Source organism: Cyclobacterium salsum, assembly GCF_010119245.1.
Classification (GTDB): domain Bacteria; phylum Bacteroidota; class Bacteroidia; order Cytophagales; family Cyclobacteriaceae; genus Cyclobacterium; species Cyclobacterium salsum.
In genome coordinates this window covers 269,623-282,399 of sequence record NZ_WNKG01000009.1, presented here as the reverse complement: position 1 = coordinate 282,399, position 12,777 = coordinate 269,623, and the positions used below count along the sequence as shown (strand labels likewise).

General features: G+C 43.6%; 13 protein-coding genes. 12 read left to right on the top strand and 1 reads right to left on the bottom strand.

Annotation, left to right across the window (positions count from 1 at the left end):
* Positions 1-462: 462 nt before the first annotated feature.
* The 7 genes from GJS45_RS17515 (at position 463) to GJS45_RS17485 (ending at position 6,307) form a co-directional block, all read left to right on the top strand.
* On the top strand, positions 463-897 hold the full coding sequence (locus tag GJS45_RS17515) for a (deoxy)nucleoside triphosphate pyrophosphohydrolase (RefSeq protein ID WP_202928114.1): 435 nt from the start codon (positions 463-465) through the stop codon (positions 895-897).
* A 57-nt stretch (positions 898-954) separates the two neighbouring features.
* A complete protein-coding gene (locus GJS45_RS17510) occupies positions 955-2,289 on the top strand; it encodes a S8 family serine peptidase (protein ID WP_162343150.1) in 1,335 nt (444 codons plus the stop codon).
* Positions 2,286-2,516 carry a hypothetical protein gene (locus GJS45_RS17505; RefSeq protein WP_162343149.1) on the top strand — a complete coding sequence of 77 codons (231 nt, stop codon included), beginning with the start codon at positions 2,286-2,288 and terminating at the stop codon, positions 2,514-2,516. The genes GJS45_RS17510 and GJS45_RS17505 overlap by 4 nt, the downstream gene beginning before the upstream one ends.
* Before the next feature lie 330 nt (positions 2,517-2,846).
* Positions 2,847-3,407 carry a hypothetical protein gene (locus GJS45_RS17500; protein WP_162343148.1) on the top strand — a complete coding sequence of 187 codons (561 nt, stop codon included), beginning with the start codon at positions 2,847-2,849 and terminating at the stop codon, positions 3,405-3,407.
* A 128-nt stretch (positions 3,408-3,535) separates the two neighbouring features.
* Positions 3,536-4,303 carry a hypothetical protein gene (locus tag GJS45_RS17495; protein WP_162343147.1) on the top strand — a complete coding sequence of 256 codons (768 nt, stop codon included), beginning with the start codon at positions 3,536-3,538 and terminating at the stop codon, positions 4,301-4,303.
* A gap of 261 nt (positions 4,304-4,564) precedes the next feature.
* Entirely contained in the window at positions 4,565-4,843 is a 279-nt protein-coding gene (locus GJS45_RS17490) for a hypothetical protein (protein ID WP_162343146.1), read from the top strand.
* A gap of 75 nt (positions 4,844-4,918) precedes the next feature.
* Complete coding sequence (locus GJS45_RS17485; protein WP_162343145.1) at positions 4,919-6,307, top strand: BNR repeat-containing protein; 1,389 nt, start codon at positions 4,919-4,921, stop codon at positions 6,305-6,307.
* 224 nt (positions 6,308-6,531) lie between these two features.
* Here the strand turns inward: GJS45_RS17485 and GJS45_RS17480 are convergent, their stop codons facing one another.
* Positions 6,532-7,062, bottom strand: coding sequence for a CIA30 family protein (locus tag GJS45_RS17480; RefSeq protein WP_162343144.1), 531 nt, complete (start codon positions 7,060-7,062; stop codon positions 6,532-6,534).
* Between the two features lie 388 nt (positions 7,063-7,450).
* On the opposite strand from GJS45_RS17480, the gene GJS45_RS17475 reads away from it, so the two are divergent.
* The 5 genes from GJS45_RS17475 to GJS45_RS17455 all read left to right on the top strand — a co-directional run bounded on the left by GJS45_RS17475 (position 7,451) and on the right by GJS45_RS17455 (position 12,749).
* Complete coding sequence (locus tag GJS45_RS17475; protein ID WP_162343143.1) at positions 7,451-8,215, top strand: helix-turn-helix domain-containing protein; 765 nt, start codon at positions 7,451-7,453, stop codon at positions 8,213-8,215.
* Between the two features lie 489 nt (positions 8,216-8,704).
* On the top strand, positions 8,705-10,078 hold the full coding sequence (locus tag GJS45_RS17470) for an FAD-binding oxidoreductase (protein ID WP_202928113.1): 1,374 nt from the start codon (positions 8,705-8,707) through the stop codon (positions 10,076-10,078).
* A gap of 14 nt (positions 10,079-10,092) precedes the next feature.
* Entirely contained in the window at positions 10,093-11,055 is a 963-nt protein-coding gene (locus tag GJS45_RS17465; RefSeq protein ID WP_162343142.1) for an alpha/beta fold hydrolase, read from the top strand.
* Entirely contained in the window at positions 11,052-12,113 is a 1,062-nt protein-coding gene (locus tag GJS45_RS17460; RefSeq protein WP_162343141.1) for an alpha/beta hydrolase, read from the top strand. The genes GJS45_RS17465 and GJS45_RS17460 overlap by 4 nt, the downstream gene beginning before the upstream one ends.
* Before the next feature lie 108 nt (positions 12,114-12,221).
* Positions 12,222-12,749: a nuclear transport factor 2 family protein gene (locus GJS45_RS17455; protein ID WP_162343140.1), complete on the top strand. Its 528-nt coding sequence runs from the start codon at positions 12,222-12,224 to the stop codon at positions 12,747-12,749.
* Positions 12,750-12,777: the final 28 nt, after the last annotated feature.

Genomic DNA, 12,777 nt, shown 5'->3' with positions numbered 1-12,777 from the left:
TTCTTATATCCCTTATATGGTTCAATTTTTTAAATCCTATAAGGCATGTAAGTGCACATAAGTATTTTCGCGCACCCTTCCATGTTCTTATATCCCTTATATGGTTCAATTTTTTAAATCCTATAAGGCATGTAAGTGCACATAAGTATTTTCGCGCACCCTTCCATGTTCTTATATCCCTTATATGGTTCAATTTTTTAAATCCTATAAGGCATGTAAGTGCACATAAGTATTTTCGCGCACCCTTCCATGTTCTTATATCCCTTATATGGTTCAATATTTTAAATCCTATAAGGCATGTAAGTGCACATAAGTATTTTCGCGCACCCTTCCATGTTCTTATATCCCTTATATGGTTCAATATTTTAAATCCTATAAGGCATGTAAGTGCACATAGGTATTTTCGTGCTCCCTTCCATGTCCTTATGTCCCTTATGTGGTTCAATTTTTTAAACCTTTTAAGTGCGTGTAAGCTGTTTATACCCTACCTTCACCTCCATGTTATGGGTTACCTGTGCGGTCATCCGCAATTCACAACATCAAATTCTGGCGGTGCAACGGTCCGAAAAGATGCGCATGCCCCTCAAATGGGAATTTCCCGGTGGAAAAGTGGAAGCGGGAGAGACCGAGGAAGAAGCCCTGATCCGGGAAATTCAGGAGGAACTGGGGCTGAACATCCAAGTGGAAAAAAGAATGCAGCCCGTGCACCACGATTACGGAGACCTTGCCATTTGCCTGGTGCCCTTTTGGGCAAGAACCCGTGCCGTAGCTCCCATCCTGATGGAACATACCGCTTATCGCTGGATGCCGCCAGAGCTCCTGCCGGACCTGGACTGGGCAGCAGCAGATATACCAATAGTAAGACAGATTCAGGAAGCAAAGGCTTGGCTTTTTTAAGGAAAAATAGGTAACTTTTACATCGGTACCAACAAACCTCAACCAAACCCCCTTCCCATGGATCCCTACACCTCTTTCCAAATTCCTTCCGGAGATCGACCCAAATACACGGGCAAAAAACTGGTCATGCTTTCCCCTGACACCAATATGAAAAAGATCGATGAGGAAGCCACAGGAGCGGCCCTTCGGCTGGCCCCCTCCAGTGCCTATCGTAGCCATGAGGAAGATTATCAGAAAGCCTTTACAGAAGGAGACGGAATCGTATTCGAGAAGTTCAGGGTAGCCGTAATCAACGCCAACCACGACGAGCAGATCAAATCCCTGCTCTACTCTCAAAGAAGTTTTCAATACGAGGAACCCGAACGCTATTTGTATGCCCTGGAAAGAGCGCGCAGCAGTAGCTTATTGTGGCAATTTATATGCCGAATCTTTGGGATAAAGAAAGATCCACCCGTTGCTGACCCCGGTCCCATACCCAAAGACCCGCCTCCGGAGCCGCCTCCGATTTTTGAAAATACAGGAGAAGCTTATTGGGGTTTAAATGCCCTCGGGGCCTTGCCTGGTTCCTTTACCGGCAAAGGGGTAAAGGTAGCGGTGCTGGATACCGGCATGTACCTGGCCCACCCGGACTTTGCGGGAAGAGAGGTCGTGGCGAAATCCTTTATACAGGGAGAAACAGTGGATGATGCGCATGGCCACGGGACCCACTGCGCCGGTATCTCTGTCGGAGGAGTTCGGGGCAATAGCGGCATCCGCTACGGGACCGCCTCGGATGCTGGCTTGTACGTAGGGAAGGTGCTTTCCAATGAGGGGGTAGGCAGTGATAGCGGTATCCTGGCAGGAATGGAATGGGCGGTGTCAGAGGGCTGCAGCGTGATCTCCATGTCTCTGGGTGCTTCGGTAGAGGAAGACAGCCGTTATTCCAATATTTACAACGAGCTTGCTGGTATAGCCATGGATATGGGTACCCTGATTATTGCCGCTGCCGGAAACGACAGCCGCCGCAGTCAGGGACTGATCCGGGCTGTCAATCATCCGGGCAACTGTCCCAATATCATGGCCGTAGGGGCCTTGGACCGCCGTTCGAATGTAGCCGATTTTTCCTGTGGGGGCCTGAACCCCGATGGAGGGCTGGTGGATATTGCCGGGCCCGGAGTAGAAATATTCAGTTCCTGGAAACTTCCCCAGGAATATGCCATTATTAGCGGTACCAGCATGGCCACCCCCTTTGTTGCGGGTGTGGCGGCGCAGTTGCGGGAGGCCTTTCCCGAAGCTACTGCCCGGGAGATATGGGACAAGCTGGTAAGCCAGGCCAGGCCTTTGCCCTTACCCGGACGTGATGTAGGGGCCGGTCTGGTACAGTCTCCCCTGCAAAATGAGGAACAGCCATGAAGCGAAACTTTATCGCATCTATCGAGCGCGGATCGGAGTCACAAATAGAGCAGATCGCAAAAAGCCTGCAGGATAGGGGCTGCACCATCCATCGCATTTTGAAGCTGGCGGGTATCATCAGCGGCTGCAGTTCCGGAATGGAAAAAGACCTACAGGAACTCAAAATCCAGGGCATCCGCCATATCGAAGAAGACCGGCAGGTCCGGGCTTTGGGAGGGGAGGAGTAATCCCGGCGATGTTTTTTTGGCTATTTCTTACCGAAATGGATGCCCTGGGCCATATCGCTTTTCTGCCGGCAGTTTCATGGCTACCTGGAGCGGTAATCATTTTAGCATCCCACCGTATCCAGGTGGTGCTGGTTGCCATAGGATGGATGCTACACGCGAAAAAGGGACCCTCCCTTATCCTGAAATACCTTAGTAAAGGAAAATGAAAATAGTAGTTGGCCTCCTCTGGATTTTATTTATATTTAGGGAGTTTCGGTATAGATCCATAAGGAAACTAACCGCAATGGCTCCGATTAGCCACTAGTGATGTGGCATTTAAAACCAATAAAATTGACAAGACTATCAAAAACATTTTTCATTTTCATTTTAGTGACCCTAGCGACTGCTTGCGGAAATTCAGAAACTGAATCGAATGAACCACAGAATTCAGAAACCACAAACATAGAGATTCCGGATCGTCTGGGTTTCACCTTTTCTCCAGACAGGTCACCAATTTGGATTTACGATCATAACAAAAGTCTTCCACAACAAAACAGAAAAGTTGACTCCGATACGCTTCAACCACAGGTACTGATCGACCTAATCAATTCAACAAAAGGAGGTGATACAGTCCGACTTGAACTTAAAGGAATTTCGAACGATACGGTGTTTCTAAAAATCCATAATAGCGAAATACTGACTCAACAAATGGGATCAGCAGGGGCAGACGATTATCTTTCTACGGCCACATTCACCTTGACCGAATTAGAAAAGGTGAAATATGTGAACTTCGACTTTGAGGTTGGTGATCATGCTTCACCAGGAACCTACAGTAGAGAATACTATATTGATCGACATGAAAGAAATGAAAAATTAAAAACGCCACAACAAATAAACGCAAGTCGGCACTAACCCTGCTCTGGTAGACGGAGAAACTTTTCGTTTCTTTGCAACACCAAGGACGAAGCCGCTCTAAGTCTTATTCAAACTGTTGACAACAAGCAAAAAAAGAATAAATAGGTATAATTTTAAAAGGAACGATGAAAATCAACGTAAGACACACAATTTTGGTACTATTCTCAGCAGTACTTTTTAGTTGTGAAAATGAAGAAATTCCTTCAAATACACTTTTTGTGAAGGAGATAAGTGATCCTACATTTTATAAAGATTTGTTCGAATATGAAAATGGCTACCTGGTAAAATTCAACAGACTTTTTGGTGAACGGATTGAAACCACTACTCAGTTTCAATATTCAGGCCACCAGTTATCGAGAGTTGAAATAAAAAGAGATCAAGGCTTGGAACAGATTATTGAGTTATCTTATGGAGAGAATGGTTTCAGAAAAGAAGAAAAGGCGACGACGAAGCAAAATGGTGATATCACAGAAATCAGAGTTGGGTTATTTAGCTATAAAGATGGAATGATTAAGTCAATCAAGTATTCTTATGAGGGTGTCGATCATAAAGCAACAGAAACCGTATTCGAGTGGATCAATGGCAATATTACTCAGATGGATTTTTATTTAATTGATGGTGAATACACTTATCTGACGAGCAGTAGAACGATGACTTATGATGATAAAAGGAATTTTTCTAACCAAGATATAGGCTTTATTTACAGGGTAATGAGCGGGGAGGAAACCATTGTTTCAAAAAATAATGTAATAGAGGAATTTGAAGATGTCGGGGATTTAATTATTAACAGAGGAAGATACAACTTCACGTATAACAATGAAGGATATCCGATTGGATATATCCAGACAGTTGGTTCGCAAGAATATAACCCTGTTCAAATAAACTATAAATGATTAAGCCTGATAGTGGTGAATGGCAATTGTTTTGCACCATTTGGACATAAGCTGACGGGTAGTCATAATTTTGCTTCCTGGTTTTGTTGAACCAGTTTGCTGGTGGCCCCTTTTAGTCAAAATATATCCCCCTACTGATCCGCAACACTCACGGTTGCCTAACCAAACATTTTTCTCCTTACCCGCCCTTTCCTGATGACATTTTACGCGCTTTTCGATGACTAAGTAAAGTTGTTCTAATTCGCTGAAATGATGATAAAAATGGCAACAAAATTACAATGGAAATGGAAAGGCCTTGTGCTGGCCAGCCTGATAAGTGTTAGCTGTGATACCGAAGATAGGGACCCTGAGCATCAGGGCGAGGTGACGCTCTCTTCGCCTACGGTCGAACCGGACGGAAGTCTCTCGCTCAATGCCACTGCAGGGTTTGAAGCGGAAATTACCGGCCTGGAGGGCAGCCCATCTCTTCGTTACGAATGGTCCCTGGCAGCCGGCAGGAGCACATTGATCGTGGAAAATCAAGAAATGGGCCACCAATGAAATTTACCGGCCATCAGATTACCGTTTTGAAAAGTGAAAATAAGGCGGCATATTCAGGATCAAAATACCAGCAATATGAACCCAATACCTCTCTTTCTCTTCCTTGTACTGATTTCTCTGCCCTGTTTTAGCCAAAACCCCCTTGTTATCGACGATACCCACAAGACCGAAACGATCGTCGAGACCATCCCCATTGATTCCGTTTGGGCAGGGCATCCGGTAGGCTTTTCCCTGCTTACCCATAAGGACAGGCAGTATATCGCCTACTACAATGCCAACCGCAACATGGTCGTAGGTCAGCGAAACCTCAGCGATCCGGAATTTGACCTGCACGAGATGCCGGCCACCTCCCGGAAAACGCATGGAGGTACCAGTACCGTGCTGGGCTGGGATAGTCATAATTCGGTGACCCTCGGCATCGACAAGGAGGGATTCATCCACTTGTCGGGAAACATGCACGTCCATCCCATCACCTATTTCCGCAGCACTAAGCCAAACGATATTTCCACTCTGCAGCAACACATGGAGATGGTGGGCGAAAATGAAAAAAGGGCCACCTACCCGCATTTTATGAACACCAAAGAGGGCGAGTTACTTTTTCATTACCGGGATGGAGGCAGTGGTAACGGCAACGAGATCTACAATATTTACAACTGCGGCACCAAAGAATGGACGCGTTTACTGGACACCCCGCTAACGGACGGGCAGGGAGACATGAACGCCTACCAGAGCCAGCCCACCTTGCTGAAGGACGGTTGGTACCATGTCTACTGGGTCTGGCGCGACACCCCCGATTGCTCCACCAATCATGACCTTTCCTATATGAAAAGCCCGGACCTGAAAAACTGGTACAACGCTTTCGGGGAACAGATCGCTATGCCTGCCACCCTTGATAACAAGTCCCTGATTGTGGATCCCATTCCGGTGAAAGGGGGGATCATTAACCTGGCCGCCCGGATGGTGCTGGATGAAAACAACCTGCCCGTTTTCGCCTATCACAAATACGATACCCAAGGTAACCTGCAGTTTTACACGGCCCAACTAAAAGCAAATGGCTGGAATTACCGGCAGATTACCGAATGGGATTACCGCTGGGAATTTTCCGGGAACGGTAGCATCAATAGCGAAGTGCGTATCAAGGACTTTAAGAAGCGTGCCGATGGGTATTACGAATTGGGATACTGGCATATCAAGCACGGTCATGGTACGATCTTGTTAAACGATAATTTTGAAAATGTGGGGAAGGTACTGAAACCCGCACCGTTTGACGAGCAACTGGAGGTAGCAGGCACTTTCCCAGGGCTGGAGGTGCGTACCGGTGGAGATATCGGGCAGGCAGCAGAAAAGGGTATTCGGTATGTGTTGAAATGGGAAACCCTGAACCGGAACCGCGACCGCCCCCGGGAAAAACCCTGGCCAGCACCCAGCCAGCTTTATTTATACAAACTAAAGCAAAGCGATTAAAGCCGGAGGGGTACTCACCAGGTATCCCAAAGGACTTCTGAACCCAAGCATCCGGCCTCGGAACCCCTGCACTTCGATCCGAAACTGCAAGGATCAGCCTTGGAGGCTCTCGTTCGAATAAAATAGATTTTAATTAGTTGCGTTTGAGGAGGAAGTTGATTTGTGCGTAAGCAATGAAGGAAAAATAATTTCGTGAAAGGTCTTCCTCCTACCCCTGTATTCATTTATTGATTTCGGTCCAGCTCGATCTTTTTTATTTCCAACCGAAAATCTTCTGCCTTTTTATTTCCTATCAAAAACCGTATTTCCTGAATGGTATCGGCAGAAAAGTTGGGCAAATCCAGTTTTTTCCCACGAAATACCGGTTCCATTTCATTCAAGGGAACCTCCACGGTTTCCCAGTCCCCGGTGGTTTGGAAAGTGTATATATAAGAAGCTTTGTCTTTTAGACTGGATTTCATCCTAAATTGATAGGCCTTTCCATCCCCCTTCAATAAAACAAGTGCTTTTTTATATCCTTTAATGGTTTTTGTGGAAAAATGATATTGCAGGGAGGCAAAGCCACCGTTGTTTTCCAGGGAGACCGTTCCTTTAAAAATAGCATTACCCTCAGGGCTTCTTTCAAGCTTACTACTGGAATTACCCCCCATCACCCCATCGTTCTCTATTTCCCAAGCCGACCAGTCATCGGAAGCACTAAAATCAAATAAAAGTAATTTGCTCACCATCATTGCCATTAATACAAGTTGCCACATTTTTTCTTTTAAAGTTAAGGTATATTCCAGTAAATCAAGATCATTATGCAGGAATCCATGCAAATCGGGCAACAGTGGGGCATGAAACCCGGAGAGAAAATCACAAAAAAATGAAGGAAAAGGGAATTCTGTTATGACCGGCATCAATAACCTTTGAATTTATGGCCTTTTTTCTTATATTAATTTTACTCGTTTTAATAAAGAATCATAAGTAATAAAGAATCATAGCTAAAACTTGATTTTACGAATACTTTGAAATCATTTCTTACCCACCCACCAGGATATGGATCTGTATGAATTACAATTATCGAATCCGAAGCTTTTTCCTCAATTTTCTGTAAAAGATACGCTCGTTTTATATTACACTTGCCCCCAGCGAGATGAGATAATGCAACTCTACTCCAAGCATACCCAGATCCTTTTTACATTAAGCGGGAAACGGATTCAAAAACACGGTGATCAATTATGGGTTCACAGTTCTGAAAAAGGCGGGTTGGTAAAAAAATGTGCTTTTTTACAGGAACTACCTGCCGATTATAGTGGATGGGACACATTGGTGTTTTACATGAAAGATGATTACCTCAGGTTTATATTTGAGGAGTTCAGATCCTATTTGTCCCTGACTGATTTACCTGAACCAGGTAAGGAAATGATCGAAATGTTTGAGATAGACGAGCAAATCAGGAGTTGTTATACCAGCTTCCTCCCCTACTTTGGAAATAATAAACCAATTCCGGAGAGTGTACTTGAAAATAAGTTCAAAGAATTACTTTTTAATATTTTCTCCAACCCAAAGAACAAACATATACTCGCCTATATCCTGAAAATTGTAGATCGCTATCAAACTCCGATTTGGGAAGTGATGGAAGAGAACTATTGGTACGATTTAAAAATGCAGGATTTTGCCAACCTTTCCAACAGAAGTTTGTCCACATTTAAGCGTGACTTTAAAAAGCACTACCAAACTACCCCGGGAAAATGGCTTACAAACCGAAGGCTGGAAAGAGCAAAAGCTTTTTTGGAAACCACCGATAAAACAATTGGCCAGGTAGTCTATGAATGCGGATTTGAAAATATATCCCATTTCAGCAGGGTTTTCAAGAAAAAATTCAATATCTCTCCTTCAGCGTTTCAGAAGCAAGGGCCCAATTAAGTAAAGATTCTGAACTTTTCGGAAAAGCCTCGAAATCGGAGAGCGTGGACGGCTAAGCAAAGATTTTGATCTTCTGAGAAAAGCCTGTATATCATTGATTTATTAAATTACAGACTGAAAAGGTAACCAATCATTGGGAATTCCTTCCCAAGATCAACAAGGTTGATTTTAAATTAGGGGTTCTCGTTTGAAGGTGCCTCTATAAATTGATCTTTAACTTTCTAAATCGGGGCTGCCAGAGTAATATTGGATATATGTCCATAAGAAGGAGAGGCAAGTTATCTATGGTGCCTGTATATGTAAGGATTCAGGTCTGTTTACTAGGATACACTATCAGTTGAGAGACAGAGGTTAAAAACCAACGGGATAGTGGCCAGGGTCTCTAGTAGGATTTTTTACCTAAGTACACCAGGCTTTTCTGGATCATTCAATCACAGACTTGTCAGCGTCCAATAAATAAATTACAAACAATATCAAACCAGTATAACTATGAAATCTACCATATCCATCAACCGTTTGGAAGAAAAACTAAACGGAGAGATCATCCTTCCAGCGGATGATAATTACGATGAGGCACGTACCATTTACAATGCCATGATTGACAAATATCCTTTAGTCATTGTGAAATGCAAAAACAAGGATGATGTAATCACATCGGTAAATTATGCCCGGGAAGAAGGGATAGAAGTATCCATTCGCGGCGGCGGGCACAGCGGCCCTGGCCTTGCACTGGTAGATGACGGACTGGTGATTGATCTCTCGCCTATGAAAGGTATCCAGGTTAATGCCGAAAATAGAACAGTCCGAGTGGAGCCCGGCTGTACCTGGGGAGAAGTGGATGCCGCCACGCATGAGTTCGGTCTGGCAACGGTGAGCGGGGTCAATTCTACAACCGGTGTGGCAGGACTGACACTAGGCGGCGGCCACGGATACCTCACCCGTAAATATGGCCTCACCATTGATAACCTCATCAGCGCGGACGTAGTGCTTGCCAATGGAAAAATTGTGCATGCAAATGAAAGGGAAAACGCAGATCTATTTTGGGCATTGCGTGGTGGGGGCGGCAATTTTGGAGTTGTAACTTCATTTGAATACCGACTACATCCCGTGAAAAATGTAATTGCAGGACCCATGTTTTGGCCCATAGACCAGCTTGAAACCACCATGAAGTGGTACCGCGACTGGCTGCCTGAAATGCCGGATGATCTATATGCTTTCTATCTAATAGCGGAAGTGGCAGCCGGTGATCCTTTTCCGGAAGAGATTCATGGTAAAAAAGTGTGCGGCCTGTTGTGGAGCTTTACCGGCCCGAAGGACCAGTTTGAAGGATATGTGCAACAGGCCCGTGATGTAGCCAAGCCTTTGTTTGAATTTACCGGAGAAATGCCTTATCCCGCCCTTCAATCCATGTTCGATGGCCTTTATCCCACGGGCCACCAATGGTATTGGAAAGGTGATTTTGTCAAAGAATTGAGTGATGAAGCCATTCAAGAACACCTGAAATTTTCCAATGTCCCCACTCCTCTATCTACCATGCATCTCTACCCAATAGACGGTGCTGTACACAGGGTTGGAAAAGATGAAACGGCCTGGAGTAAGCGTGATGCACAGTGGTCGATGGTGATCGTGGGTGTAGATCCCGATTCTGAAAATGCTCAAAAAATAAAAACCTGGGCACGGGACTATTGGAAAGCAGTGCATCCACACACACTTGGCGGATCCTATGTCAATTTTATGATGGAAGAAGGTCAGGATCGTGTTGAGGCTTCTTACGGTGATAACTACAAGCGACTGCAGAAAGTTAAAGCAAAATATGACCCTGATAATTTTTTCCACATCAACCAGAATATCAAGCCGGGGTAAACCATAATAAGGATATGGATATGATCATAAAAACAGTAATTGCAAAGTCACTTCTCACTGTGCTAATAATCATTTCAGTCAATTTGGAGCAGGGTGCAGCTCAGTCAGCAGATTGCATTTCTGATATTTACACTGCAGAAATCAACGATACGTCGTTTCACTACATAGAATGCGGTGAAGGAGAACCGGTGGTATTGGTGCACGGAACCCTGGGAGATTACAGGACATGGATTGGTCAAATACAACCTTTGTCACAGAATTACAAAGTGATTTCCTACAGTCGGCGCTACCACTATCCCAATCCCTGGCCCATAGATGCCTCAGATTTTTCGGTAAACATTCATGCCGAAGACCTTGCCGCTTTCATACAGTCATTAGATCTGGGTAAAGTCCATCTGGTTGGTCATTCGTATGGAGCGTATACGTCGCTGATGGTTGCACGGGATTATCCAGAACTCGTTCGCAGTGTGACGCTGGGTGAACCTCCCGTAATGCCTTTATTAAACTCAACATCTCATGGGAAATCTGTTTATCAAAACTTTATAAAAAATTCAGTAATCCCCTCCCATAACGCATTTCAAAACGGGGAAATAGAGGAGGGTGTTAAGCTCTTTATCAACGGGGTTCTGGGAGAAGGTGCATACACAAATATTCCGCCTATTGGCCATATCACTATGCTTCAAAACGCCAGGGAATTGATGGGGGAAATGAATGGTATTAATACAAAAGATGAAGATTCTTTCCCGGTTTTTACGTGCAATGAAGCTGAACAAATGACGATGCCGGTCCTGTTAGTGGAAGGAGAAAGAAGTCCCGAAATGTTTGGTTTAATTCATGATCACCTGGAGCGGTGCTTCCAGGACGTTGATCGAGCTTTCATTCCAGACGCTTCACACGATTTGAAAATCCAGGAGCCTAATGCTTTTAGTGACATTGTTATAGCACATTTACAAAATCTTAAAATGCAAACCGAATGAAAAGGATTACCCTCTTATTAACGATATGTTTTCTTTCCAATTTTGCTGTAGCGCAGCAGCCTGAAGGAAAAGTTGTTATTGAAAATCTTTACTCCAACAATTTAGAAAATTCTGATGGAAATAATCCGACCAGAAGAGTCAGTGTTTATCTGCCAGCCGGATATGACGAAAGTAATCAGAACTATCCTGTCATCTATTACTTACATGGCTTCACTCAAAGTGATAGTCTTTCCTATGTTGGGTATGATATAAAAAATCAATTAGATAAGGCGATAGCTATTGGTAAGATTCGACCCATAATATTTGTTATCCCTGATCAGAAAACTAAAGATGGGGGTAGCTTTTACAAAAACTCTTCACTAAAGGGAAATTGGGCAACTTTCACATCAAGAGATTTGGTAAAGCTTATTGATGAAAACTATCGAACTATCCCCGATCGAGATAACCGGGGTATCACAGGCTTCTCAATGGGAGGATTTGGAGCTTTGAAGTTAGGAATGCAATATCCAGAGGTATTTGGGGCAGTATATTCACTATCAGGCGGTGGTGGGTTTTTAGAGGGGGTGTTTGGTGTACATGGAAATGCATGGAGAATAATATCAAATTTGCAATCTTTAGAAGAACTGCAATCCTTTAACGAATATTTTACTGATGAATTTTATGCAAAAGTATTAGTCGCTATGGCACGTTCCATATCTCCTAACCCTTCCAACCCCCCATTTTATGCCGACTTTCCTTACACATATGTAAATAATCAGTTGTCAGTTAATTTTGATGTACTAAAAGTATGGGAGGAAAACTTTCCATTAGGAATGGTTGACAAATATATTGAAAACGTAAAAAAATTGAATGCTTTGAAAATTGATTGGGGAAGAAATGATGAAGTTGATAATGTCATTATTACCAGCAAACTATTTAGTAAGAAGCTCGAACGATTGGGGATTAATCATTACGCTGAGGAGTTTATAGGAACTCATGGAAACAAGCTTTGGACTGATGATGGAAGAGTGTTGAATGACATGCTTCCGTTTTTCGATCGCTACTTGGAATTCGAATAAACTGAAGGTTATAACGCTTCAGAAAATCCCAAACACCCTTAAAGGACCTACGCTTCTTATACTCGGGGTTATGGAGCAAATATTGTAAAACCTTAAAAATTTGAAAAAATGAAGTGGTTAATCATTATAGCTATTTTACCTATTCTTGGTTGTAGTCAACCATCCGAACAATTATCTATGGGTGAAATCGAACAAATAAAAGGCGATATCATTGAGCGTTCGGAAAAACATGCAAGTGATTTGGAAAATATGGATTTTGAATCTGTTATGACATTTTATGCAGAAGACCTTATAGGCTTTGGAGATGGGTATTACTGGGGAGACTATTTGACGATGGACGGAATCTGGAGAGACCTTCTTGGAGAAGGGGGCTGGAAGAAAATATTGAAATGGGATTTACAAACCCATAAAGTTCATGTGTTTTCAAGAGATGCTGCTTCCTATTTGGTTGAATTTGACCATGAGCATTTAGACGATAAAGGTGATACGGTCCGGAGTAGCGGTTGCTTTACTTACGGAATGCAGAAAATTGATGGAGAATGGAAAGCAGTGACTGCACATGTTTCCCATACTCCTTTTAGAACGGATGATGATAAATGGTGGTCAAAATACGCACCTTCGAATAGGGATAAATAGAAATGAAACCAAAAGACCTTTTACGGCA

What these genes read in the sequence shown, in the direction of transcription:
- GJS45_RS17490 (WP_162343146.1), top strand. Translation starts at nt 4,565, where the DNA reads ATGGCAACAAAATTACAATGGAAATGGAAAGGCCTTGTGCTGGCCAGC.
- GJS45_RS17455 (WP_162343140.1), top strand. Translation starts at nt 12,222, where the DNA reads ATGAAGTGGTTAATCATTATAGCTATTTTACCTATTCTTGGTTGTAGT.
- GJS45_RS17495 (WP_162343147.1), top strand. Translation starts at nt 3,536, where the DNA reads ATGAAAATCAACGTAAGACACACAATTTTGGTACTATTCTCAGCAGTA.
- GJS45_RS17480 (WP_162343144.1), bottom strand. Translation starts at nt 7,062, where the DNA reads ATGTGGCAACTTGTATTAATGGCAATGATGGTGAGCAAATTACTTTTA.
- GJS45_RS17485 (WP_162343145.1), top strand. Translation starts at nt 4,919, where the DNA reads ATGAACCCAATACCTCTCTTTCTCTTCCTTGTACTGATTTCTCTGCCC.
- GJS45_RS17460 (WP_162343141.1), top strand. Translation starts at nt 11,052, where the DNA reads ATGAAAAGGATTACCCTCTTATTAACGATATGTTTTCTTTCCAATTTT.
- GJS45_RS17510 (WP_162343150.1), top strand. Translation starts at nt 955, where the DNA reads ATGGATCCCTACACCTCTTTCCAAATTCCTTCCGGAGATCGACCCAAA.
- GJS45_RS17465 (WP_162343142.1), top strand. Translation starts at nt 10,093, where the DNA reads ATGGATATGATCATAAAAACAGTAATTGCAAAGTCACTTCTCACTGTG.
- GJS45_RS17470 (WP_202928113.1), top strand. Translation starts at nt 8,705, where the DNA reads ATGAAATCTACCATATCCATCAACCGTTTGGAAGAAAAACTAAACGGA.
- GJS45_RS17475 (WP_162343143.1), top strand. Translation starts at nt 7,451, where the DNA reads ATGCAACTCTACTCCAAGCATACCCAGATCCTTTTTACATTAAGCGGG.
- GJS45_RS17505 (WP_162343149.1), top strand. Translation starts at nt 2,286, where the DNA reads ATGAAGCGAAACTTTATCGCATCTATCGAGCGCGGATCGGAGTCACAA.